Origin of the sequence: Ilumatobacter sp. (assembly GCF_046290335.1) — a bacterium.
In the GTDB taxonomy this organism is placed as follows: domain Bacteria; phylum Actinomycetota; class Acidimicrobiia; order Acidimicrobiales; family Ilumatobacteraceae; genus Ilumatobacter_A.
Genome location: NZ_JBKAGH010000001.1, coordinates 438,286 through 459,226, shown reverse-complemented (window position 1 = coordinate 459,226; position 20,941 = coordinate 438,286). Strand labels below are relative to the sequence as shown.

The window sequence follows — 20,941 nt, the reverse complement described above, 5'->3', positions numbered from 1 at the left end:
CGGTAGGTTCTGTACATGGCAATGCCGAAGGTGTGTGGCATCGAGACCGAGTACGGGATCGTCGTGCGCGGCGCCGACAACAACCCGGTCACCGCGTCCTCGCTGCTGATCAACGCCTACCTTGCAGAGACGGCTCGCGAGCGAAGTCGTGTGGGCTGGGACTTCGAGGACGAGCAGCCGGCGAACGACGCTCGCGGTTTCTCGCTCGACGATTCGCTCGCACCCGAGATCGAGACCACGTTGGTCAACGCGGTGCTCACCAACGGGGCGCGCTTCTACGTCGATCACGCTCACCCCGAGATCTCGATCCCGGAGGTCACGACCGCCCGCGAGATCGTGGTGTGGGATCGCGGTGCCGACGAGATCATCCGCTCGGCCATGACCGCGGCCAACGGTCGCCTCGACGACGGCGCCGAGGTCATCATCCACAAGAACAATTCTGACGGCAAGGGAAACAGCTACGGCTGTCACGAGAACTACCTGCTGCCGCGTGAACTGCCGTTCGGTCGCCTTGCGCGCCAGATCACACCGCACTTCGTGACCCGGCAGGTTTTCACCGGCGCGGGCAAGGTCGGGTGCGAACTCCCCGGGCGCCCGAACGACGACATCGAGTACCAACTCAGCCAACGCGCCGACTTCTTCGAGGAGGAAGTCGGCCTGGAGACGACGCTCAAACGTCCGATCGTCAACACCCGTGACGAACCGCACGCCGATCCGCAGAAGTACCGCCGCCTTCACGTGATCGTCGGCGACGCCAACATGAGCGAAGTCGCCACCTATCTCAAGGTGGGCACCACCGCGATCGTGCTCGCGATGATCGAAGACGACGAACTCGGAGACGACTGGACACTGGGCAACCCCGTCACGGCGATTCGCCAAGTGAGCCACGACCCGTCGTTGCAGCGCACGATCATGCTGGCCGATGGACGACGAGCGACCGCTCTCGAAGTGCAGTGGGGTCTGTTCGAGCGGGCCCGCAAGTACGAGCAATCGCATGGGCTCGAGTGCGTCGACGCCGAGGTCGGGGCCGACCTGATGCAGCGCTGGGAACACGTGCTCACCGGATTGGAGTCCGACCCCGACTCGGTTCGCACGTGGGTCGACTGGGTGGCAAAGCGTCGCCTCGTCGAAGGCTTCGCCGCACGACATGACTTGCCAGCGAACTCGCCGAAGCTCAAGGCGATCGATCTGCAGTATCACGACATGCGTGTGGAGCGGTGTCTGGCATTGCGAGCAGGACTCGACACGATCGTCGATCCGGTCGAGGCACACGCGGCGATGACGACGCCGCCGACCACGACGCGCGCCTACTTCCGCGGTCGCTGCTTGGAGAAGTTCGCCGACGACATCGTGGCGGCGAACTGGGATTCCCTGGTGTTCGACATCGGGAGGGACCCACTGCGACGCGTGCCGATGATGGAACCACTGCGCGGCACCGCCGATCACGTTGGTACCTTGATCGACGAGAGCGAGACGGCGCGCCAACTGCTCGACCGTCTCGGCCAATAGCGTCATCGTCCAGCCGTTCGATCATCCAGAACCGGAGACACCAACATGGCAGAACGCCAACAGAAGTCGAAGCAGACGCCGACTCGTGACGACGAGTCGGTCGACGAGGCAGCGCCCGCCGTCACCGAGACCGGCGAGAAACTCAAGGCCGAACTCGACGATCTGCTCGACGAGATCGACGGTGTGCTGGAGACCAACGCCGAAGACTTCGTCAAGTCGTATGTCCAGAAGGGCGGGCAGTGAACGGTGTCGATGCCGTTCTTCACTCCCGGTGACGACCCCGGCGCGAGCTTCCCGGAGTTGCTGCGCCGAGTTGGTCTCACGACCACTTTCGACGCGGGCGTCGGCGCCGTCGACGTGATGCACTCACTCGGCGCTCCACACGCGACCACCTGTGTCGCGCTGCGCTACGACGGTGGCGTCGTGATGGCGGGTGACCGCCGCGCGACCGCTGGCAATCTGATCTCTCATCGTTCGATGGAAAAGGTCGTCCAAGCCGATCGCCACAGCGGTGTGGCGATCGCAGGCGCTGCTGGCCCCGCGATGGAGATGATCCGACTGTTCCAACTCCAACTCGAGCACTACGAGAAGGTCGAAGGGTCGGCGCTGAGCCTCGAAGGCAAGGCGAATCAGTTGTCGACGATGGTGCGAGCGAACCTGCCGGCAGCCATGCAGGGCATGGTCGTCGTCCCGATCTTCGCGGGCTACGACCTCCGGCGAGAGACCGGTCGGCTCTGGGATTTCGACGCCACGGGCGGCCGCTACGAGGAGCGCGACTACGTGGCGACCGGTTCGGGCAGCCTCCACGCCGGCACCGTCGTGAAGGTCGGATATCGCACCGGCCTGCAGCGCGATCAGGCCATCGACCTCGCTGCGAAGGCGTTGTGGGAAGCAGCCGACGCCGACTCGGCGACGGGTGGCCCCGACGTGTTGCGCGGCATCTACCCGGTCGTCGCGACGATCGACGTCGACGGGTGGATACGCCTCGACGACGACGACCTCGCGACCCGATATGCCTCGATCGTGGACGAGGTGTCACAGCGATGAGTATGCCGTTCTACGTCGCTCCGGAACAGATGATGAAGGATCGCGCCGACTACGCGCGCAAGGGCATCGCTCGCGGTCGAGCGCTGGCTGCGATTCGCTATTCCGATGGCATCGTCATCGTCGCGGAGAACGCCTCCGAGACCCTTCGCAAGGTGAGCGAGATCTACGACCGCATCGCCTTTGCCGGTGTCGGCAAGTACAACGAGTTCGATCAGTTGCGGGTCGCTGGGGTTCGGGCCGCCGATCTGAAGGGCTTCCAGTACTCGCGCGACGACGTCGACGCTCGCAGCCTTGCCAACAGCTACGCCCAGATGCTCGGGACGATCTTCACCCATGAGATGAAGCCGATGGAAGTGGAGATCCTCGTTGCCGAGGTCGGCTTGGAGGCCGGTGGCGATCAGATGTTTCACATCCTGTACGACGGCACGGTCGTCGACGAGCGCGATTACGCCGCCATCGGCGGCGATGCCGAGGCGATTCGCAGCCGTCTGTCGGAATCGTTCCAGGACGATTTCGACCTCGCCGGCGCGATCGCGATCGGTGTCGCTGCGTTGGCGGGTCCCGATCGGGAGATTCCGGCCAGCGATCTCGAAGTCGCACACCTCCGCCGCGGTAACGGTCGCCGCTGTTTCGTCCGGATCGAAGGCGAGGAGTTGGGCAGCGCCCTGAACTCGCGTTGAGATGCGGCTCGACCCGTCGGGTCCTGCTGCAGCGAGGCGTATAGGTTGAACCGATGGAGCGACGGATCTACGGGCTCGAGAACGAGTACGGCGTGACGTGCACGCTGCGAGGGCAACGTCGGCTGAGCCCCGATGAGGTCGCCCGGTACCTGTTCCGTCGGGTCGTGTCGTGGGGACGCAGCTCCAACGTGTTCCTCCAGAACGGTGCACGTCTGTACCTCGACGTCGGCTCGCATCCCGAGTACGCCACGCCGGAATGCGACTCGCTCTACGACTTGGTCGTGCACGACAAAGCGGGGGAGCGGATCATCGAACAACTCGTCGAGTCGGCGGAGCAGCGCCTCGCGGAGGAGTCGATACGCGGCACGATCTACCTGTTCAAGAACAACACCGATTCCGCGGGCAACAGCTACGGCTGCCACGAGAACTTCATGACCAGTCGTGACGACGACCTCGGGCACTACGCCGAGGTGCTGATCCCGTTCCTCGTCAGCCGCCAGATCTACGCCGGGGCCGGCAAGGTGCTTCAGACCGCACGCGGCGCCACCTATTCGATCGCCCAGCGTGCGGAACACATCTGGGAAGGCGTGTCGTCGGCCACGACGAGAAGTCGACCGATCATCAACACCCGTGACGAACCGCACGCAGACGCGGAGAAGTATCGGCGTTTGCACGTGATCGTCGGTGACTCGAACATGAGCGAGTACACGACGTTCCTCAAGGTCGGAGCCGCTGCGTGCATGTTGCGGATGCTCGAGGATCCGACCGTCGTGCTCCGTGACATGACGCTCGAGAATCCGATCCGCGCGATTCGAGAAATCAGCCACGACATCACGTGTCGACGCACGGTCCGGCTGGCCAACGGACGCGAGGTCAGCGCGCTCGACATCCAGCGCGAGTACCTCGATCGGGCGCTTCGCTATGCGGACACGAAGGGTTTTCCGCCGCTCGAACAGCGCGCGCTGGAGATGTGGGAGCACTGCATCACGACCATCGAAGACGACCCGCTCAAGCTCGATCGAGAGGTCGACTGGGTGATCAAGTACAAGCTGATCGAGGCGTTCCGTGAGCGACACGACCTTCCGTTGGGCCACGCCCGCGTGCAGTTGCTCGATCTGCAATATCACGACGTGTCCCGCACGAGGAGCCCCTTCTACAAGATGCAGGATCGAGGTCTCGTCGAGCGGATGTGCACCGACGAGGACATCGCGACGGCGATCGACGTGCCCCCACAGACGACGCGTGCACGCCTGCGCGGCGAGTTCGTCAAGCGGGCCAAGGAGCGCAAGCGTGACTACACCGTCGATTGGGTGCACCTGAAGCTGAACGATCAGGCGCAGCGCACCGTGCTCTGTAAAGACCCGTTCAAGAGTCGCGACGAGCGAGTCGAGCGCCTGATCGAATCGCTGTGATCGTTGGCGCCAGAGGCGCCCGATCCGGTTGTACGGTGGGGTTCGCGTGACCGTCGACGACCAGTCTCCTTCTCCCGAACCGTCACGAGCGGGCGCACCGCTCGCAGTTCCCGTCGCGCCGTTGGCAACGGGCGCCAGCACGCCCCCGATGAATACCCGGGGCGATCACGACCACGACGACGGGACCGACGAGGCAGACGACGTCGAGCCGCTCGGTTCCGGCGCGAGAGCCTTCGTCGATTGGATCGTTGTCGTCGCGGTCGCGCTCACGGTCGCGTTCTTGGTGCGCGGCTTCGTCCTCGCGCACTTCGTCGTCGATGGCTCGTCGATGGACTCCACGCTCACCACCGGAGACCGTGTGTTCGTCAACAAGCTGTCGTATCGACTCCACGACCCGAACCGCGGCGACGTGGTGGTGCTGCATCAGATCAGCGGACGGGCCGAACGAGATCTGATCAAGCGAGTGATCGCCCTGCCTGGCGAGACCATCGAGATGACCGACTGCGAGGTGCGCATCGACGGCCAACGCCTCATCGAGCCGTACCTCGATCCGGCCGTCGTGTCGGCGAGCTGCGGCGGCGACTTCGATCCGGTGGTGGTGCCCGACGACCATGTGTTCGTGATGGGCGACAACCGCGGCGGATCACAAGACAGTCGGCAGCTGGGGCCGATCTCCGAAGACGACCTCGTCGGTCGAGCCTTCGTGGTGTTCTGGCCGCAGTCGTCGTGGCAGTGGCTCTGAGCCGACACGTTCGACCTCTGGAGTGCTGAACGCGTCAGATGACGCCGGTCTCGCGGGACATCACGTCCATCATGACGTCGACATGATCGCTGTAGACGGCGTCGAGACCCATTCGCACACCGGACTCGAGTTGGTGGTCGAACTGCAGATCCCAACCGAACGCGCACACGTCGAAACGGTGGAACATCACGACAAGACCTCCGCTCCAATCGGTGTGATGCATGTTCATGGCGTCGATGCCGGCAGCGGAGAGCCGAGAGGCGTGGAGCTCGGGGCTCTCGCTCAACCGGTGGAGACGGGTCGAGTGCACGAGACGGAAGTCGGCAAGGTGCTCTCGGCGCTCGACGAGGCGTTCCAGCACCGGGTCGCAGAGCCAGGTGCGTTCGGGCAACGTCGACCCCGCGGCACGAACGACCTCTGCCACCGGCTCGTGGGCCCCGGGGTCGCATACGTCGAGCGAGAGATGCACGCCGTGGTTCTGTTCGGTGAACAACTCAGCGAGTAGCTCGGCGAGCGTCGGGATGTGGTCGGGAAGGTCAGCGCTCGAGACCTCGGCGATCGGGGTGCGTCGGAGTCGGCGTCCCACGACGCCGTCGTGGTCGAGTACCGGGACCCCGTCGCTGGTCAGCCAGACGTCACTCTCGAGCCCTGTCGCTCCGAGTCGCAACGCGAGGGAGAAGGCTTCGACCGTGTTCTCCGGGGCGTGTGCTTTCGCTCCTCGGTGCGCGAAGGCGACGGGAGGATCGAGACGGGAGGGGAGGCGCTGTTGCACAGCTCCCGATGATGCCAGGACCGTAGACTGATCGCGTGTTCAATCTGCAAGGCAGCGAGATCATCTTCATCTTGCTGCTTGCCCTCGTCGTGCTCGGCCCCGAGAAGTTGCCTGGTGCCATCCGCAAGTTCACCCAGGTGTACGGCGAACTGCGGAAGATGGGAACGGGCTTCCAGACCGAGTTGAAGTCGGCGCTCGACGAGCCGATGCGTGAGATGCGCGAAACCGCCGATCTGCTGCGCGAGCAGGCCGACCCATCGAAGCTGCTCGGATCCGACGCTGCATCGAGCTCGTCGTCGGAGTCGGAGGCCGAGCGAATGCGGCGTGAGCGAGCACGAGCGCAAGCGATCGGTGACCAGCGCGCCGCCGAGCGCATGGGCCCTGCGTCCGAGAGCGACGTCGACTCATCCGACGAGGTCGGCGCAGACGACCGAGCCTCCGAGCCCGTTGCCGAAGCGGAGCACGTCGCGCACGCCGAGCACGAACAACCGACCGATCAGGACGAGCCGACCGACGTCGCCGCGGCGACTCCCGTCGACCACGAGTCGGCGGACGTGGACGAATGGGCCGATCCCATCGATCTGGAGTCGGCTCGTGAGCGGCGCCAGAACGGGGAGGCATCGGCGTGAGTGACACCAAAGCGGCGTCGGTACCCGACACGATGACGCTCACGGAGCATCTGGCCGAACTTCGGACCAGGATCATCCGAGCGGCCCTCGCGGTGACGATCGGGATGGTCCTGATCATCGTCTTCTACGAACAGGTCTACGACTTCCTGCTCGGCCCGTATCGGGATCTGTGTGAGGCGAAACCCGAAGACTTCTGCACCGCGGACCTGTTCGCGTTCAGTCCGACGGAGGGCTTTTCGGCCCGACTTCGCATCGGCATGTACGGCGGCGTGATCCTCGCGCTGCCGGTGATCTTGTGGCAGATCTGGCGCTTCGTCGTCCCAGCACTGGAGGCCAAGGAGAAGCGGTACGCGATTCCCTTCGTCCTCTCCTCGGTCGTGCTGTTCTCGCTCGGTGGAACCCTGGCCTACTTCACGATCGGGCGCGCCCTCGAGTTTCTCATCGCATGGTCGGGCGAGGAGGTCAATCAGGCGTTCGCGATCGACAAGTACGTCGGCCTGTTCGGACTCATGATCTTTGCGTTCGGCATCGGTTTTCTCCTCCCGGTGCTGCTCGTGTTCTTGCAGTTGGTCAACGCAGTCCAGCCCCGGACGCTGCTCGGAGCATGGCGCTATGCGATCGTCGGAATCTTCGTGCTGGCAGCGCTCATCACCCCGTCGGGCGATCCGGTCACGTTGATGATGCTCGCCGGGCCGATGATCGCGATGTACTTCATCGCCGTGCTGATCGGTTTCGGTGTGATGCGCCGCCGTCGCCGAGCGTCATGAGCCTCGGCGAGCTGCGTCCGGGCTGACATGCGCGACGATCGAGCCGAACTGGTTGCCGCGTTCGGCTTCCCACCCGACCGTTTCCAACTCGAGGCGTTCGACTCGATCGATGCCGGCGAGCACGTGATCGTGGCCGCGCCGACGGGAAGCGGCAAGACGGTCGTGGCCGAATACGCGATTGCGGTCGCCCGACGGGCGGGGCGACGATCGTTCTACACGACCCCGGTCAAGGCGCTGTCGAATCAGAAGTACCGGGATCTGGTCGCGCTTCACGGCGACGACGCCGTCGGGCTGTTGACCGGAGACAACGCGATCAACCCGGATGCGCCAATCGTCGTGATGACGACCGAAGTGCTGCGCAACATGGTGTATGCCGGTCGCAGCCTCGACGATCTCGACGTCGTCATCCTCGACGAGGTGCACTTCTTGCAGGACGCGTATCGAGGACCGGTCTGGGAAGAGGTGATCATCCACTCGCCGATGCACGTCCAACTGGTGTGTCTGTCGGCAACGGTGACCAACGTGCGTGAGTTGGCCGACTGGATCACGACCGTTCGTGGTCCGACCACCGCAGTCACCGAGACACGGCGTCCGGTGGCGCTCGAGAACCGCTATTTCGTCGCGGACCGCACGAATTCGCGCCTCCACCTCATGCCGATGTTCGTCGGCGGTGCGGTGAACCGCGATGCCGTGCGCCTCGACGAATCCGGACTCCGGCGCGGTGATCGCAACGCATCGAGCCGTCATCGTCGTGGCGGCGACCCCGATCGCGGATCGAAAGGGTCGGGAACTCGTCGGCTCGCCACCCCAGGCAGGGTCGAGACCGTCGAACGACTCGACGACGAGGGGCTGCTTCCGGCGATCTTCTTCATCTTCAGTCGTGCACAGTGCGACGAGGCGGCGAGATCGTGCATCGACGCCGGGCTCTGCCTCACCGATCAGGCCGAACAGTTGGCGATCCGTGCGATCGTCGACGAACGGCTGGGTGAACTGGATCCCGCCGACCTCGAGGTCCTCGGCTACGACCGTTTCGTGGAGCAGCTCGAAGCCGGTATCGCCGCGCACCACGCCGGGATGGTTCCGGCGATGAAGGAAACCGTCGAAGCCTGTTTCGTCGCGGGTTTCGTCAAAGTCGTGTTCGCGACCGAGACGTTGGCGGTGGGCATCAACATGCCGGCGCGATCGGTCGTCATCGAGAAGCTCACCAAGTTCACGGGCGAACATCACGAGCGACTCACCCCGGGCCAATACACCCAGCTCACCGGCCGTGCCGGGCGGCGAGGCCTCGACGAGATCGGCGACGCGATCGTGTTGTGGAGCCCGTGGGTGCGCTTCGACGAGGTCGCGCAGCTCGCGTCGAGTTCGTCGTTCCACCTGCGTTCCGCGTTCCGGCCGACGTACAACATGGCGGCCAATCTGATCCGCACGCATTCGCACGAGGAGGCGCATCGGCTGCTGAATCTGTCGTTCGCGCAGTATCAGGCCGATCGTGACGTGGTGAAGATCGAGGCACGATTGGCGCGCAAGCGCGAGTCGTTGGCGACCCATCGGGGCGATGCGGTCAGTGAGTATGGCGACATCGACGAGTATCGGCGTCTGCTCAAGCGCGAGGCGGACGAACGTCGTGAGGGGCGAGCTGCGTCGGCGGGGCAGATGCGTGGTGCACTGGCGAAGCTCCGTCCCGGCGACATCATTCGTCTGGTCCGCGGCGATCACAAGGGCCCGGTGGCGGTGGTGGCCATCGCGCATCGCAAAGCCGGCGTGCGGCTCACGCTCGTCACCAAGGGCGCCGAGCTCCTGACGGCCGACGGTGACGACTTCGACCGTCTCCCGGTCGCCGTCGGCAACATCCGACTCCCGAAGCACTTCGGGCCGCAACGACGCGACTATCGGCGTGAGGTGGCCAAGCGCATGCGTACGGCGAAGATCGAGTCGGATCGCACCTCGGCGTCAGGGGGTGCTTCGAGCGGCCGACAGAGACGACGGCGTTCAGATGAACTCGACGTGACCCGCGACCCGCAACTTCGGGCCCGCCTCGACGCCGCAGGTCGCGCCGACCGACTCGAGTTCGAGATCGCCGAACTGGCGCAGCGCATCGACGGCAAACATCGATCGTTGGGGCGTGAGTTCGAGAACGTGTTGCAGGTGCTCGGGGAGTACGGGTACGCCGACGTCGGCGAATGGCAGTTGAGCGAGGCCGGTGAGATGTTGGCCAACATCTTTCACGAGAGCGATCTGCTCGTCTCGGAGACGATCCGCTCCGGGCTCCTCGACGGGCTCGGGCCGGCCGATCTCGCTGCGCTGACGGCATGCATCGTGTATGAGCATCGAAGTGCGGAGTTCCCGCCCGCACCGTGGTTCTCCTCTCGTGATGTTCGTGAACGTTGGCAGCGGCTGGCTGCCCTCAGCGAGGACCTGCGAGCTCGCGAGCAATCGCTGTCGCTCTCGGTGCACCGAGCACCGGATCCGACGTTCGCCGCCATCGCTCACGCGTGGGTCGCCGGGGAGGGATTCGCCGAGATCGTCGGCGAGGAAGAACTCACCGGTGGAGACTTCGTACGCACCATGAAACAACTCATCGATGTGCTGCGCCAGGTCGCGATCGTGGCCCCGGAGCACGCGACTCGCCAAGCCGCCGAGCGGGCGGCGCGCGAGGCGTTCCGCGGCGTCGTGGCCGACAGCGCCGTTGGGGCGTGATGACGATGGGGGATCGGCGATGACGATCAGCAAGGGACAGAACTGGGGCCGGGAGGTCGCGCGGCCAGAGACGCTGCGTCTGGCATCCGACGATGCGCAGCTCGCGGCCTGGCTGGACGACGACACCGGTCAACCGACCGCCGCGGCGGCAGGTGACGTCTTCACCACCATTGGCGCTCGGCCGGTCGCCGAGCGCGACACCTTGCTCGCGCTTCCGATCGATCTCGTCGACGTGGTACTCGACGAGGAGTGCGCAGCGACGGCAATCGCCCACGTCGTGGTCCGACGGAGATGGACCGCCGGTGGGGCGTGGCGCGGGCGTGTCGTGGCGGTGATGAATGCCGAGTACCACCGTCAGCGCAGCGTGATCGCTCGTGGGCATCCCAACGATGGGCGCGTGGAGGTCGTCGAGGCCGATCCGGCCTTGACGGTGAGGCAGCGGTCGGCAGTACGACGGCGGCTTCGCTCGGGAACCCACCTCCCGCATCCCTTGCTGTCGACCCGCTCGGTTCGGAGCGCGTCGTGGCAGTTCGAACGGCCGCACGTGGTCGTCGTCGACGGTCGCGTCATCGGCAGCGCTCGGCGCGTCGACATATGTGTTCGTGCTGACGCTGCGCTCGTCTACGGGTGAATCACCGTCGGCTTCGCGACGCCCCAGGTCAGACGTCCGCCGGATCCCGCACGTACGGGAGTGGTCCTCCTAGAGTGTCCTCTCGTGGCTGTGTACGTCCCTGAGTCCTTCACCTCAGACGAGGCCGATGTCCTCAGGCGGTACTTCACCAACCTGGACGGTCCGGTGTTCGCGCTGGTGAATCTGCCCGAGGTGGTGAAGGGCGCGTTGTTCGCTCGGTACAGCCGGAGCCCGAAATCACTTCGGCGGTTGTTCCTCGACGAATTCGTCGGTGACCTCGACATCAGAGGCGACCAATCGATCGACGCCACCATCGGACTCGATCGAGCCGAGCAACTCTACGAGCGCGTGTTCTTCGACTACGGCGACGATTCGGTGGCGCAGCTCGGCGGTACCCACCTGGCCTGCGAGCAGGCGTCGAACCTGCTCACCAAGGTGCTCGAGTGGGGGCGGCTGATGAGCTACCTCGAGCAGAGCACGCGCTACATCTCCTACGACAGTCGTCTCGGTGGTCGCTACCGGTACTTCCGTGACCCCGACGTGCTCGCCGGCCCGCTCGGAACCCGTTACGTCGGCGACCTCGACCGGATCTTCGATGCCTACAGTCAGTGCGCCGAGTTCGTCACCGATCACGTCCGTACCACCGTCGTTCGCGACGAACGCGACAGCGAGTTCATCTACCGGACCGCGACGCGGGCCAAGGCGCTCGACGCCGTTCGAGGCATGCTGCCCGCGGCCGCGACGTCGAACGTCGGCATCTATGGGACCGGGCAGGCCTACGAGGCGCTGTTGCTGCGGATGCGGTCGCACCCGCTCCCCGAGGCGCGCGAGTACGCCGACCTGATGCTGCTCGAACTCCGGAAGGTGATTCCGTCGTTCCTGCGTCGTGTCGACATCCCGGAGCGCGGTGGTGTCTGGAGCAGTTACCTCGCCAACACTCGCACCGGCACCGCCGACGTCGTCGACCAGATCTTCGGCGGGACGCCGGTCGAACCGACGTCGGAGGTCGAGTTGGTCGACTTCGATCCGGAGGCGGAAGACAAGATCCTCGCGGCCATCTGCTACAGCCATTCGTCGCTGCCGGAGCATCAACTCCTCGCTCGGGTGCGTGAGCTCGGTGCCGACGAACGTGTGGCATTGTTGACGGCCTACGTCGGTGAGCGATCGAACCGCAGGCACAAGCCAGGGCGCGCCTTCGAGCGTGCCTTCTACCGCTTCGACGTGTTGAGCGACTACGGGGCGTTTCGCGATATGCAGCGCCATCGCATGCTCACGATCGAATGGCAGCGGCTCACGCCGAACCACGGCTACACGCGTCCGGATCTCGTAGAGGAAGCCGGTGTCGGCGGGCTCTTCGACGAGACCATGGAGCGCTCCGCTGCGCTGTACGACGCGCTCGCCGGCCCGCACCACGAGCAGGCGCCGTACGCCGTGGCGATGGCGTACCGCATGCGCTACAACATGCAGTTCAACGTGCGGGAGGCGTTTCACATGTTGGAGTTGCGATCCTCGCCGCAAGGCCATCCGTCGTATCGACGCGTGGCTCTCGACATGCACCGTCAGATCGCCGAGGTCGCCGGGCATCGAGCGCTCGCGGCGGCGATGACCTTCATGACGACGCAGGCACCCGAGCTCGAGCGGCTCGAATCCGAGCGCCGAGCCGAGGCTCGACGCGATCTGTGACGGTTGTCACGCTTCAGCTTTCCTGACGGTGCGCACACCCTGCGTATGATCCGCCCGAAGCGGCCGCGCATCATGCGCGGCTGAACCCCACGACGGAAGAATCGACCCACGTACATGGCTGACGACGACATTCTGGATGACGACACCACCGAGACCGACGACGTGGAGGCCGACGACGACGTCGACGAGGCCGATGCGCCCGACGACGACGAGATCGACGACGACCTCGACGACGACCTCGATGATCTGGCCGACGACGACGATGATGACGTCGTCGATGACGACGATGACGACGATGACGACGACGAACCGGAAGTCGAGAAGCCGCGTACGAAGCGCCGCAAAGCCGACGATGATGATGACGACGACGACGACCTGGTCGACGACGACGACGTCGAAGACGATCTCGACAAGATCCTCAAGGATCGTCTCGTCGCAACGGACGACGACGATGACGACGATGACGACGACGAGCCCGAAGTCGATGACCGATCAGAGGGGGGCGACAAGCTCCTGCCGAAACAGCAGAACGAGCAGCTCTGTTCATCGTGCTTCCTCCTGGTCAAATCCTCTGCGCCGAATTGTCCCGTCGGTGATGATGACTGCCCGATCTTCAGCTGACGCTTCGTGAGCGGCGCATCTCCACGTCCGGGTGATCTGGGTGCTCGACTCGTCGAGCTGTTCGTCCTCGCGCCACTCGGCGCAGGAGCACGCCTGGCGTCCGACTTGCCGCAAGCGGTCAGTCGTGCCCGTCAAGAACTGTCCAACGCGCGCTTCATCGGGCGCATGGTCGTGGAACAGGGAACCTCCAGGCTCGCACCGCGGCCGCCTGCACCGCCGATGCGCGACGAGGCTGCGGTCGAGCACGCTGGTGTTGTCGAGAGACCAGATCTCCTGACCCCGGCGGAGAACGATGCGCTGAGTCGATCGATCGACGCGGACGAACTGGCGATTCCCGACTACGACCACCTGCCGGCACTCGACATCGTCGGGCAACTCGATCGATTGTCGAGCGACGAGCGTGCCGAGGTCGAGCGCTACGAACGAGCTCATCGAGGTCGCCGAACCGTGTTGGGCAAGATCGCGCAATTGGACGCATCGGCGTGATCGACCCGTTGGTACGTCCCGTCGACCCTGACGACCCGGTCGATGTCGCGCAGCTGGCGCTCCTCGAATCGGAGGCTCGAGCGGCACTGGATGGCCAGCGCGGCGGCGAGCGGTGGCTGGTCGAGCACCCGGAGATCGGTGATGCGTGGGCAGCACGGCTGCACGACGACGGTGTCGATGTCGTCGTTGCGCACATCGACGACGTGATCGTCGGCTACCTGGTCGCCGTGCTCGGCACCGATCAGATCATCCGTGTCGATCAGGTCTGGGTCACGCCAGAGGCACGTGAGTGCGGATTCGGTGACGAGATGCTCGCGGTCGTGATCGAGCGGGCCCGATCGTCCGGCGCGGTCGCCGTCGAAGGCCAGGCGCTCCCCGGCGACCGCCACACCAAGAATCTGTACGAACGGGCCGGCATCGTCGCGCGGCTCATCACGACCTACAAGCCGTTCTGACTACAAGCCGTTCTGAGCTGCTGAGCCCGACAACGATCGCTGGCGGTCAGCGGCCCTTCCACGCCGGCGGACGCTTCTCGATGAATGCAGTCAGCCCTTCTTTGAGGTCCTCCGACGACATCACCTTTGCCATCGCCCGGTTCGTCATCTTCTTCAGGGTCTCGTCGTCCTCGTACGCCGCGGCGAGCACGACCTTGCGGCTCTCCCAGACGGCCATCGGTGCGGACTGCGTGATCTGCTCGGCGAGTCGCAACGCTTCGTTCGTCGCCTCGCCCGGCTCGACCAGTCTCGACACGAGCCCGAGGTCGAATGCCCGCTGAGCGGGAATCGGCTCGCCGGTGAGGATTGCCTCCATGGCCGCTGCCTGGCCGATCGCGCGCGGGAGACGGAAGAGCCCGCCGGCACCGGCGACGAGGTTCCGTTTGACCTCGGCGAGACCGAACGCCGAACGTGTCGTTGCGACGACGAGGTCGGCAGCGAGCGTGATCTCGCAGCCGCCAGCGGTCGCGAGTCCGTCGATCGCGGCGATCACGGGTTTCGTGCGGTCTCGATAGACGAAACCGGCGAAGCCTCCGCGCTCGGTGTTGAGGCGAGCGGCATCGCCGCTGTTGATCGCTTTGAGGTCGGCGCCGGCGCAGAAGACCGGACGATCCTGTCCTTCGGTGTTGGCCTGGAGGACCCCGACCCAGACGTCGTCGTCGGCTTCGAGGGCGTCGATGGCTGCCTCGAGGCCTTCGGCGACGTCACCGTTCACGGCATTGCGGGCGTCGGGACGGTTCAGGGTGATGAGCGCGACGCGCCCACGAATCTCGAGAGTGACGATGTCGGACATGACGTCGCAGGCTACGGCTGCGCCGAGTCGCTCGGCGAATCAGCGGTGACCAGCGCGAGCGATTGGGTCAGTTCGTTGTGGCGTCGTCGGAAGCTGCGGGTGCTTCCGCGGGTGCTTCTGCTTCGACGGTGGTGTCGGCGGGTGGTTCTGCGGGTGCTTCTGCTTCGACGGTGACCGGCGCGTTGGCGGGCATCTCGTCGTTTGGCGCCTCGGCCTGCTCGGTCGACGCGCTGGCCTCCGACGCCAGCTTGGGTTCGCTTGCTGGCTTGGGTTCGCTTGCTGGCTCGGGTTCGCTTGCTGGCTTGCGGTCGCTACCGCGTCCCGTTGGTGTGTCCTCGCGTCGTGCGGCCGTCTTCTTCTTCACATCACGGCGAGGGCCAGGACGCAGGGGCTTGGGACGCGGGGTATCGGCCGGAACCTCGACGCCGAGCAGCGCGGCGATCTGAGGCAAGAGCGGTCCGAGCCGGAGCGCGGTCTTGCGCAGGTCGTCGGTGATCTGCTGCGGGGGAGCGGTCGGGGTGATCAGCGTCCGCACCGGCGAGAATGCTCCGGCTTCCATCACGGCGGCCCAGCGGTCAGCGGTGTCGTCCGGAGTCAGACCGGCGGTTGCTGCGGCGCCGAGCTTGCGGGCGAGTTCGGGCGGGAACATCACGCCGGCCTTTGGCGGCTGCGACGAGAGACGCAGTGCGCGAATCGAGCGGCCGACTCCGAGTGCAGCGTCGACGTCTTCGAGCCAGAGCTTGAGTTCGAGGTCCTGCTTCTTGGCCAGTTCCTGCTTGAGCTGTTCGTTGATCGCTCGCGTCGACTCGTCACGGGCGACCACCGGGTCTTCTCCGGCGGCGACCACGCTGCGAACATCGCGGAGGTCGAGATGCTCCATCTGTCGTTGCGCTGCGTCGGCTCGGTCGAGCCAATCGGCGACGCGCAGCCTGGGGAGGAGATCCTCGGCCATCTTGAGAACGCTGGCCTCGGGCATCGTCGGCTTGCCCTCGGTCGCCAGCTTCTTGTTCTCCTCCGCGAGGCGGGACCGGACGGCGGCCATTCCTTGCAGCGCGAGCTCTGCGATCTGACGCTGCCCCTCGGGGATGCTCTCCAGCACCTCGTTGCGCCGAGCTTTGCCGGGACGCAAACGCTTCGGCTTGGGCCGCTTGGGGAGCTCAGGGGGTGCCTCGAAGTGCGGACGACGAGGTCCGCGAACGCGGACCTTCGCAGCCGTCGCGACCGTCACAGGCCGTCACCGCGACCGTCGCGACCGTCACCGCGGCCATCGCCATCGCGTCGCCGACCATCGCGGCGTCCGCCGGGCTTGCCGTCTCGGCCTCCCGGTCGATCGCTGCGATCGCGCTTGGCGCGGGTTTCGATCACGGCTTGGAAGTTCTCTTCGGCCGGGAGCAACTCGAGCAGGTCCCGCTCGGATTTCCGGCGACCATGGACGACGGACAAGATGTCGATGCCGTCGAGCCCCTGCTCGATCTCGACTTTCAACTCGTCGCCGACCTTGGCGCCATCGGGGAGGACCGACGCATCGACCACTCCCTTCGGGTTGCGGGCTCCGGCTGCGCGCCATGTCCAAGAGCCGTCGGCGAGCGCGCTCGTCAGCTCGATGTCAATCCTGCGGGGCATAGCTCCCAACCGTACTCGCCAAACGTCGGAGAACCCAGGTCCGTTCGCTACGTTGCCGTGATGGCCATCTACGCACTCGGCGACCAGGTTCCGTCCATCAGTTCGGATGCATTCGTCCATCCCGAAGCGACGGTCATCGGTTCGGTGACGATCGGCGCGCAGTCGTCGGTCTGGCCGGGGGCGGTGCTTCGTGGCGACGGCGGTGAGATTCGGATCGGTGATCGAACGAGCGTGCAGGACAACGCTGTGCTCCATACGACGCCGATGTGGCCGACCGTGGTCGGTGACGACTGCGTGCTCGGACACCTCATCCATCTCGAAGGCTGCACCATCGAGGATTTCGTCCTCATCGGCAATTCGTCGATGGTGCTGCATCGTTGCGTCGTACGCACGGGCTCGATCGTCGCGGCGAACGCCGTGGTCCTCAACGACACCGAGGTGCCCACGGGAGCCATCGCCGTGGGCACGCCGGCCACGATCAAGGAAGGCCGCGCGCGCCGCGACGACATCTTGCATGGCGTCCAGGAATACGTTCGGCGCGGCGCGCAGTATCGAACCGACCTACGTCGGCTCGACTGACTCGGCAATGAACGCTTCCACCGCCTGGCGCGTCGGAAGCGACGGCACCGCACCCGCAGTCATCGTGGCGAGCGCGCCGGCGGCGTTGGCGTAGCGGGCCGCATCCATCACGTCGGCGTGCTCCGCGAGCCGAGCGCTCAATGCGCCGCAGAAAGCATCGCCCGCTCCCGTCGTGTCGATCGGAGTCACGGCGAACGGCGGCACCGTGAGGTGACCTGTCATCGTGACGAGATCCGATCCTGCGCCGCCGCGGGTGACGATCAGCGTCGCGACGCCGTCGGCCAGGAGCTGCGCGGCGCCGCCGATCAAGTCGATCTCGTGTTCGTTGGGAATGACGACGTCGCACTGCGCCAGCAGCTCGGTGGGAAGAGCAGTGGTGGCTGGTGCCGGGTTGAGCACGATGGTCGACTCGCGGAGGCTGGCGATCGCTGCGGACGCGACGACGGTATCGATCGGGATTTCGAGCTGGAGCAGTGTCACGCGACCCCTCGGCAAGTGGTCGGCGTCGACCTCGACGGCAGCGTTCGCCCCAGGGATCACGACGATCGAGTTCTCACCGGTGGCGTCGACGGTGATCAGGGCGCGTCCGGTCGGTGACTCGTCGATCGTCCGGAGGTAGGTGTCGTCGATGCCCTCGTCGCGCACGACGGATCGCAGAGTGCGTCCGGCGTCGTCATCGCCGACGGCCCCGACGATCGCCACGCGCGCCCCGCTCCGCGCGGCCGCCACTGCCTGGTTGAGGCCCTTGCCGCCGGGAAACTCGGCGAAGTGCGCGCCGAGCACGGTTTCGCCCGGCGTGGGATGACGGGCGGTGGTCGCCACGAGGTCGAGATTGAGGCTTCCGACCACCACGACATCGAATGTGGCAGTCGAGTCGTCGTCCGATGTGTTCATGCGGCCTCCGAGGGGTCGATGCGCCGGACCGTAGTCGAGCGGTCGAATCGCCGGTCGAACGAGGCAATCCGTGTGACGCCGGTGCTCTCGGCGAGGGCGACGAGGTGTGCCGCGGGGAATGTCAGTCCGTCGATCTCGTAGATGCTGATCGCTCGCAGCAAGACGTCGATGTCGACGGCAACAGTCGCGTCGTGCACGAGCAGCGAGCGCGTCGCCGTGGCAATGAGATGTCGATCGACGTCGAACACCGTTTCGAGGAGCCGGATCGTTTCGGCGAGCACGAGGTCGGACACCAGCATCAGTTCGCCGTCGGCGATCCAGGCGGTCGATGCCCGAGCGAGGTGATCGGGTTCGCCGATGAGATGTGAGACGAGGATGCTGGGGTCGACGAACACGGTCACGACTCGCCTCGTCGTTCTGCTCGCGCGATCACGTCGTCCCAGGTCGAGTTGCGGCGGACGGCGCCTCGTCGGAGGGTTCCCGCGAGATCGAGAAGGTCGGGCGTCTTGGCGATGACGGCGCGGTGTCCTTCGACACGGAACACGATCGAGTCGCCGGTGTCGAGCTGCAGTGCGGTACGGACGGCTTTCGGGACCGTGACCTGGCCTTTTGCCGTGAGTTTGGCGGATGAATGCATCGTTTCCTTACTTTCTCCAAGAAGTAAGGAAAACGTATCAGCCCAGGTCAGCGATGTACAGGGGCTGAGACGATCAGGAGGCGCGCGCCCGGACGCCGATCGGGGCGATCAGGCGGTAGCCGGCTGCATGGCGCTCGTCTTCGGCTTCGCCACCCCAGAATCCGTACTCGTGGTGATCGCGGGCGAAGGTCATGCACTCGACGCGCACCTTGCAGTCGCCGCAGACTTCGCGGGCTGCTGCTTCGCGACGTTCACGCGCCTGCGGGCGCTCGGCCGCAGTGGGGAAGAACAGGTGCGTCAAGCCTTTGCAGGCACCGTCGGCCATCCAGGCGTTGTCCTCTTCGGCGGAGCGGATCGGCAGGTCAATCGTGGTCATTACTCGTTCCCCTCGAGTTGTGTGATCGCCGGCATTTCCCCTGCTCAGCGGTCACGATTTGGCGTTGCATCGAAAGATTAGGGCAAATCAACTCAGCAGTCAATTGCCGTCTGCAACTATTTGCGAAACGGGAGCGAGGCGCCCTGTTCGGAGCGCGTGCGAGGCGCCCTGTTCGGAGCGCGTGCGAGGCGCCCTGTTCGGAGCGCGTGCGGGACGCGTTCAGTCGGTGATCGAAGCGGCGTGACGGACGCCGTCGGCGAAGCGATCCACGTCGTCGCCGGTGGTGTTCCAGGCGGTCATCCAGCGGACCTGATGCACGGAAGGGTCCCAGTCGTAGAACACGCTCCACGCCCGTAGCGGCTCGATCATCGCCGGGTTCAGGTGCGGGAAAAGACTGTTGACCTGGGGTTTTTCGGGCATGCTCACGCCGGGAACGTCGCCGGTGAGGCGATGGAGTTCACTCGCCAGCGAATTGGCGTGATCGGCGAGGCGAATCCAGAGGTCGTCGTGCAGCGCGGCGTTGAACTGAGCGGCGAGGAAGCGCATCTTCGAGGGGAGTTGCGTCACCTGTTTGCGCACGTACTCGGAGCCGATGGCGAGATCGGGGTCCAGAAACACGACCGCCTCGGCGCCAAGGAGCCCGTTCTTGGTGCCGCCGAACGAGATCACGTCGACGCCTGCGTCGATGGTGAAGCTGCGCAACGCGGTCAGTGAACCGCCCAGCGCTGCGGTGGCATTGGCGATCCGTGCGCCGTCGAGATGTACGAGCATGCCCATGTCGTGGGCGGTTTCGCAGAGCTCACGCACCTCGTCGGGGGAGTAGAGGGTTCCCAGCTCGGTGGGCTGCGTGATCGACACGATTCCCGGCTGAGCGTGGTGTTGAACTCCCTGCAAGGAGGCCAGATTTCGGAGCTGGGACGGCCGCAGTTTGGCATCGGGGGAGGGGAGATCGATGAGTTTCGTGCCGAGGATCCGCTCCGGGGCGCCCGTTTCGTCGGCTTCGATGTGGGACCAGTTCGTGCAGACGACGGCGTGATGCGGGCCGCGTAGGGCTCCCGACATCGTGGCCAGCGCTGCGACGTTGGCGCCCGTGCCGTTGAAGGTGAGCCGGGTGACCACGTCGGCGTCGAACAGTTCGCAGAATCGTCGTTCGCACGCTGCGGTGTGCTCGTCGGCGCCGTAGGCGGCTGCTGGGCCGGTGTTGGCGTCGATCACCGCCTCGATCACCAGGGGGTGGGCGCCGGCGGCGTTGTCGCTCGAGAACGATGCGCTGGGTGCGGGGGGAAAACCTGTCACCGTCGCAGTCTCGCAGGTCGTGGCCGCCGCAGGTCATCCGCGCTGCGCGCCGTCGGTACCGACTACAAATACGTCATGACGAAATTGGAGCGGCCGGTCGGCGACGAGGGAGCGCGCGCTGCAGCGCACGGGGGAGCCACGCAGCCCCGACGTTGCCGTTGGTGCCGTCGAGTCATCCCGGCGGCGACCGGCCGTGGCCGTCCGCGGGAGTTCTGCAGCCAGCGCTGCCGTCAGTGGGACTGGGTCGCCCGCCAGCGAGCCGCGGAGCTCGAGTTGAGCGACAACGAACTGATCATCGCCCGAGACGAACTCGATCGGCTCCACGACGACTTGTACATCCTCGCCTGCGCCGTCGACGACACCCTGCGAGACCTGAACGCCCCGGGAAAAAGAACACAGAGAGAACTCGACGACCTCCTGGCATGGCTCCTCGAAGCAGCGACCCCACTGAGAGACCGAACCCTCAACACGCCCTGATCAGCAAGCCGTCAGGCAAGCCGGGCGGCGTAGGTGTTCGGGAGACGAGGCCGAGCCAGCGAAGGCCGAACATTCTCGGCACCAAGGGTCAGCGCA

General features: G+C 65.6%; 25 protein-coding genes. 16 read left to right on the top strand and 9 right to left on the bottom strand.

What is annotated here, in order from left to right; all coding sequences use genetic code 11:
• Positions 1-15: 15 nt before the first annotated feature.
• The 6 genes from dop to lepB are packed head-to-tail and all read left to right on the top strand — an operon-like array spanning position 16 to position 5,390.
• Positions 16-1,509, top strand: coding sequence for a depupylase/deamidase Dop (dop, locus tag ACE37B_RS02080; RefSeq protein ID WP_409921622.1), 1,494 nt, complete (start codon positions 16-18; stop codon positions 1,507-1,509).
• A gap of 45 nt (positions 1,510-1,554) precedes the next feature.
• Entirely contained in the window at positions 1,555-1,752 is a 198-nt protein-coding gene (locus ACE37B_RS02075) for a ubiquitin-like protein Pup (RefSeq protein ID WP_409921621.1), read from the top strand.
• Between the two features lie 9 nt (positions 1,753-1,761).
• Positions 1,762-2,556: a proteasome subunit beta gene (prcB, locus tag ACE37B_RS02070; protein ID WP_409921620.1), complete on the top strand. Its 795-nt coding sequence runs from the start codon at positions 1,762-1,764 to the stop codon at positions 2,554-2,556.
• Entirely contained in the window at positions 2,553-3,236 is a 684-nt protein-coding gene (gene prcA, locus ACE37B_RS02065; protein WP_409921619.1) for a proteasome subunit alpha, read from the top strand. Before prcB ends, prcA begins: the two co-directional genes overlap by 4 nt.
• A gap of 53 nt (positions 3,237-3,289) precedes the next feature.
• A complete protein-coding gene (gene pafA / locus ACE37B_RS02060; protein ID WP_409921618.1) occupies positions 3,290-4,648 on the top strand; it encodes a Pup--protein ligase in 1,359 nt (452 codons plus the stop codon).
• Between the two features lie 46 nt (positions 4,649-4,694).
• Positions 4,695-5,390, top strand: a complete 696-nt coding sequence (gene lepB / locus ACE37B_RS02055; RefSeq protein ID WP_409921617.1) for a signal peptidase I — start codon at positions 4,695-4,697, stop codon at positions 5,388-5,390.
• A gap of 34 nt (positions 5,391-5,424) precedes the next feature.
• On the opposite strand, the gene ACE37B_RS02050 is transcribed toward lepB, so the two are convergent.
• The gene (locus tag ACE37B_RS02050; RefSeq protein ID WP_409921616.1) at positions 5,425-6,162 is read right to left on the bottom strand and encodes a glycerophosphodiester phosphodiesterase; all 738 of its coding nucleotides are present in this window, start codon (positions 6,160-6,162) and stop codon (positions 5,425-5,427) included.
• A 35-nt stretch (positions 6,163-6,197) separates the two neighbouring features.
• Between ACE37B_RS02050 and ACE37B_RS02045 the strand changes: the two genes are divergently transcribed.
• From ACE37B_RS02045 to ACE37B_RS02010, 8 genes are all read left to right on the top strand, one after another.
• Complete coding sequence (locus tag ACE37B_RS02045) at positions 6,198-6,791, top strand: twin-arginine translocase TatA/TatE family subunit (RefSeq protein WP_409921615.1); 594 nt, start codon at positions 6,198-6,200, stop codon at positions 6,789-6,791.
• Positions 6,788-7,558, top strand: a complete 771-nt coding sequence (tatC, locus tag ACE37B_RS02040) for a twin-arginine translocase subunit TatC (RefSeq protein ID WP_409921614.1) — start codon at positions 6,788-6,790, stop codon at positions 7,556-7,558. The genes ACE37B_RS02045 and tatC overlap by 4 nt, the downstream gene beginning before the upstream one ends.
• 27 nt (positions 7,559-7,585) lie before the next feature.
• Positions 7,586-10,255: a DEAD/DEAH box helicase gene (locus ACE37B_RS02035; protein WP_409921613.1), complete on the top strand. Its 2,670-nt coding sequence runs from the start codon at positions 7,586-7,588 to the stop codon at positions 10,253-10,255.
• Positions 10,256-10,274: 19 nt separating this feature from the next.
• The gene (locus tag ACE37B_RS02030; RefSeq protein ID WP_409921612.1) at positions 10,275-10,886 is read left to right on the top strand and encodes a hypothetical protein; all 612 of its coding nucleotides are present in this window, start codon (positions 10,275-10,277) and stop codon (positions 10,884-10,886) included.
• An 84-nt stretch (positions 10,887-10,970) separates the two neighbouring features.
• Positions 10,971-12,569, top strand: a complete 1,599-nt coding sequence (locus ACE37B_RS02025) for an FAD-dependent thymidylate synthase (protein ID WP_409921611.1) — start codon at positions 10,971-10,973, stop codon at positions 12,567-12,569.
• A gap of 114 nt (positions 12,570-12,683) precedes the next feature.
• A complete protein-coding gene (locus ACE37B_RS02020; protein ID WP_409921610.1) occupies positions 12,684-13,190 on the top strand; it encodes a hypothetical protein in 507 nt (168 codons plus the stop codon).
• A 6-nt stretch (positions 13,191-13,196) separates the two neighbouring features.
• The gene (locus ACE37B_RS02015) at positions 13,197-13,676 is read left to right on the top strand and encodes a hypothetical protein (RefSeq protein ID WP_409921609.1); all 480 of its coding nucleotides are present in this window, start codon (positions 13,197-13,199) and stop codon (positions 13,674-13,676) included.
• Positions 13,673-14,131, top strand: a complete 459-nt coding sequence (locus tag ACE37B_RS02010; protein ID WP_409921608.1) for an N-acetyltransferase family protein — start codon at positions 13,673-13,675, stop codon at positions 14,129-14,131. The genes ACE37B_RS02015 and ACE37B_RS02010 overlap by 4 nt, the downstream gene beginning before the upstream one ends.
• A 46-nt stretch (positions 14,132-14,177) precedes the next feature.
• Here ACE37B_RS02010 and ACE37B_RS02005 read toward each other — a convergent pair whose 3' ends face one another.
• The 3 genes from ACE37B_RS02005 to ACE37B_RS01995 form a co-directional block, all read right to left on the bottom strand.
• Complete coding sequence (locus ACE37B_RS02005; RefSeq protein ID WP_409921607.1) at positions 14,178-14,963, bottom strand: enoyl-CoA hydratase-related protein; 786 nt, start codon at positions 14,961-14,963, stop codon at positions 14,178-14,180.
• A gap of 67 nt (positions 14,964-15,030) precedes the next feature.
• Complete coding sequence (locus tag ACE37B_RS02000) at positions 15,031-16,191, bottom strand: hypothetical protein (RefSeq protein WP_409921606.1); 1,161 nt, start codon at positions 16,189-16,191, stop codon at positions 15,031-15,033.
• A complete protein-coding gene (locus ACE37B_RS01995) occupies positions 16,188-16,586 on the bottom strand; it encodes a hypothetical protein (protein WP_409921605.1) in 399 nt (132 codons plus the stop codon). Before ACE37B_RS01995 ends, ACE37B_RS02000 begins: the two co-directional genes overlap by 4 nt.
• Before the next feature lie 60 nt (positions 16,587-16,646).
• On the opposite strand from ACE37B_RS01995, the gene ACE37B_RS01990 reads away from it, so the two are divergent.
• Positions 16,647-17,165: a gamma carbonic anhydrase family protein gene (locus tag ACE37B_RS01990; protein ID WP_409921604.1), complete on the top strand. Its 519-nt coding sequence runs from the start codon at positions 16,647-16,649 to the stop codon at positions 17,163-17,165.
• Here ACE37B_RS01990 and ACE37B_RS01985 read toward each other — a convergent pair.
• The 5 genes from ACE37B_RS01985 to ACE37B_RS01965 form a co-directional block, all read right to left on the bottom strand.
• Positions 17,148-18,059, bottom strand: coding sequence for a ribokinase (locus ACE37B_RS01985; RefSeq protein WP_409921603.1), 912 nt, complete (start codon positions 18,057-18,059; stop codon positions 17,148-17,150). The two genes, ACE37B_RS01990 and ACE37B_RS01985, sit on opposite strands and share 18 nt — an antisense overlap.
• Complete coding sequence (locus ACE37B_RS01980) at positions 18,056-18,460, bottom strand: type II toxin-antitoxin system VapC family toxin (RefSeq protein WP_409921602.1); 405 nt, start codon at positions 18,458-18,460, stop codon at positions 18,056-18,058. Before ACE37B_RS01980 ends, ACE37B_RS01985 begins: the two co-directional genes overlap by 4 nt.
• A complete protein-coding gene (locus ACE37B_RS01975) occupies positions 18,457-18,696 on the bottom strand; it encodes an AbrB/MazE/SpoVT family DNA-binding domain-containing protein (protein ID WP_409921601.1) in 240 nt (79 codons plus the stop codon). Before ACE37B_RS01975 ends, ACE37B_RS01980 begins: the two co-directional genes overlap by 4 nt.
• 73 nt (positions 18,697-18,769) lie before the next feature.
• Complete coding sequence (locus tag ACE37B_RS01970) at positions 18,770-19,072, bottom strand: WhiB family transcriptional regulator (RefSeq protein ID WP_409921600.1); 303 nt, start codon at positions 19,070-19,072, stop codon at positions 18,770-18,772.
• 219 nt (positions 19,073-19,291) lie between these two features.
• Positions 19,292-20,368: a threonine aldolase family protein gene (locus ACE37B_RS01965; RefSeq protein WP_409921599.1), complete on the bottom strand. Its 1,077-nt coding sequence runs from the start codon at positions 20,366-20,368 to the stop codon at positions 19,292-19,294.
• Positions 20,369-20,443: 75 nt separating this feature from the next.
• Here ACE37B_RS01965 and ACE37B_RS01960 point away from each other — a divergent pair, with 75 nt between their 5' ends.
• Positions 20,444-20,845: a hypothetical protein gene (locus ACE37B_RS01960; RefSeq protein WP_409921598.1), complete on the top strand. Its 402-nt coding sequence runs from the start codon at positions 20,444-20,446 to the stop codon at positions 20,843-20,845.
• Positions 20,846-20,941 lie beyond the last annotated feature (96 nt).

Bases quoted from the DNA above. Each gene is read 5' to 3' on its own strand.
- ACE37B_RS01985 (WP_409921603.1), bottom strand. From the start codon at position 18,059: ATGAACACATCGGACGACGACTCGACTGCCACATTCGATGTCGTGGTG.
- pafA (WP_409921618.1), top strand. From the start codon at position 3,290: ATGGAGCGACGGATCTACGGGCTCGAGAACGAGTACGGCGTGACGTGC.
- ACE37B_RS02075 (WP_409921621.1), top strand. From the start codon at position 1,555: ATGGCAGAACGCCAACAGAAGTCGAAGCAGACGCCGACTCGTGACGAC.
- ACE37B_RS01970 (WP_409921600.1), bottom strand. From the start codon at position 19,072: ATGACCACGATTGACCTGCCGATCCGCTCCGCCGAAGAGGACAACGCC.
- ACE37B_RS02020 (WP_409921610.1), top strand. From the start codon at position 12,684: ATGGCTGACGACGACATTCTGGATGACGACACCACCGAGACCGACGAC.
- ACE37B_RS02030 (WP_409921612.1), top strand. From the start codon at position 10,275: ATGACGATCAGCAAGGGACAGAACTGGGGCCGGGAGGTCGCGCGGCCA.
- dop (WP_409921622.1), top strand. From the start codon at position 16: ATGGCAATGCCGAAGGTGTGTGGCATCGAGACCGAGTACGGGATCGTC.
- prcB (WP_409921620.1), top strand. From the start codon at position 1,762: ATGCCGTTCTTCACTCCCGGTGACGACCCCGGCGCGAGCTTCCCGGAG.
- ACE37B_RS01990 (WP_409921604.1), top strand. From the start codon at position 16,647: ATGGCCATCTACGCACTCGGCGACCAGGTTCCGTCCATCAGTTCGGAT.
- ACE37B_RS02035 (WP_409921613.1), top strand. From the start codon at position 7,586: ATGCGCGACGATCGAGCCGAACTGGTTGCCGCGTTCGGCTTCCCACCC.
- ACE37B_RS01995 (WP_409921605.1), bottom strand. From the start codon at position 16,586: ATGCCCCGCAGGATTGACATCGAGCTGACGAGCGCGCTCGCCGACGGC.
- ACE37B_RS01975 (WP_409921601.1), bottom strand. From the start codon at position 18,696: ATGCATTCATCCGCCAAACTCACGGCAAAAGGCCAGGTCACGGTCCCG.
- ACE37B_RS01960 (WP_409921598.1), top strand. From the start codon at position 20,444: ATGACGAAATTGGAGCGGCCGGTCGGCGACGAGGGAGCGCGCGCTGCA.
- ACE37B_RS02005 (WP_409921607.1), bottom strand. From the start codon at position 14,963: ATGTCCGACATCGTCACTCTCGAGATTCGTGGGCGCGTCGCGCTCATC.
- prcA (WP_409921619.1), top strand. From the start codon at position 2,553: ATGAGTATGCCGTTCTACGTCGCTCCGGAACAGATGATGAAGGATCGC.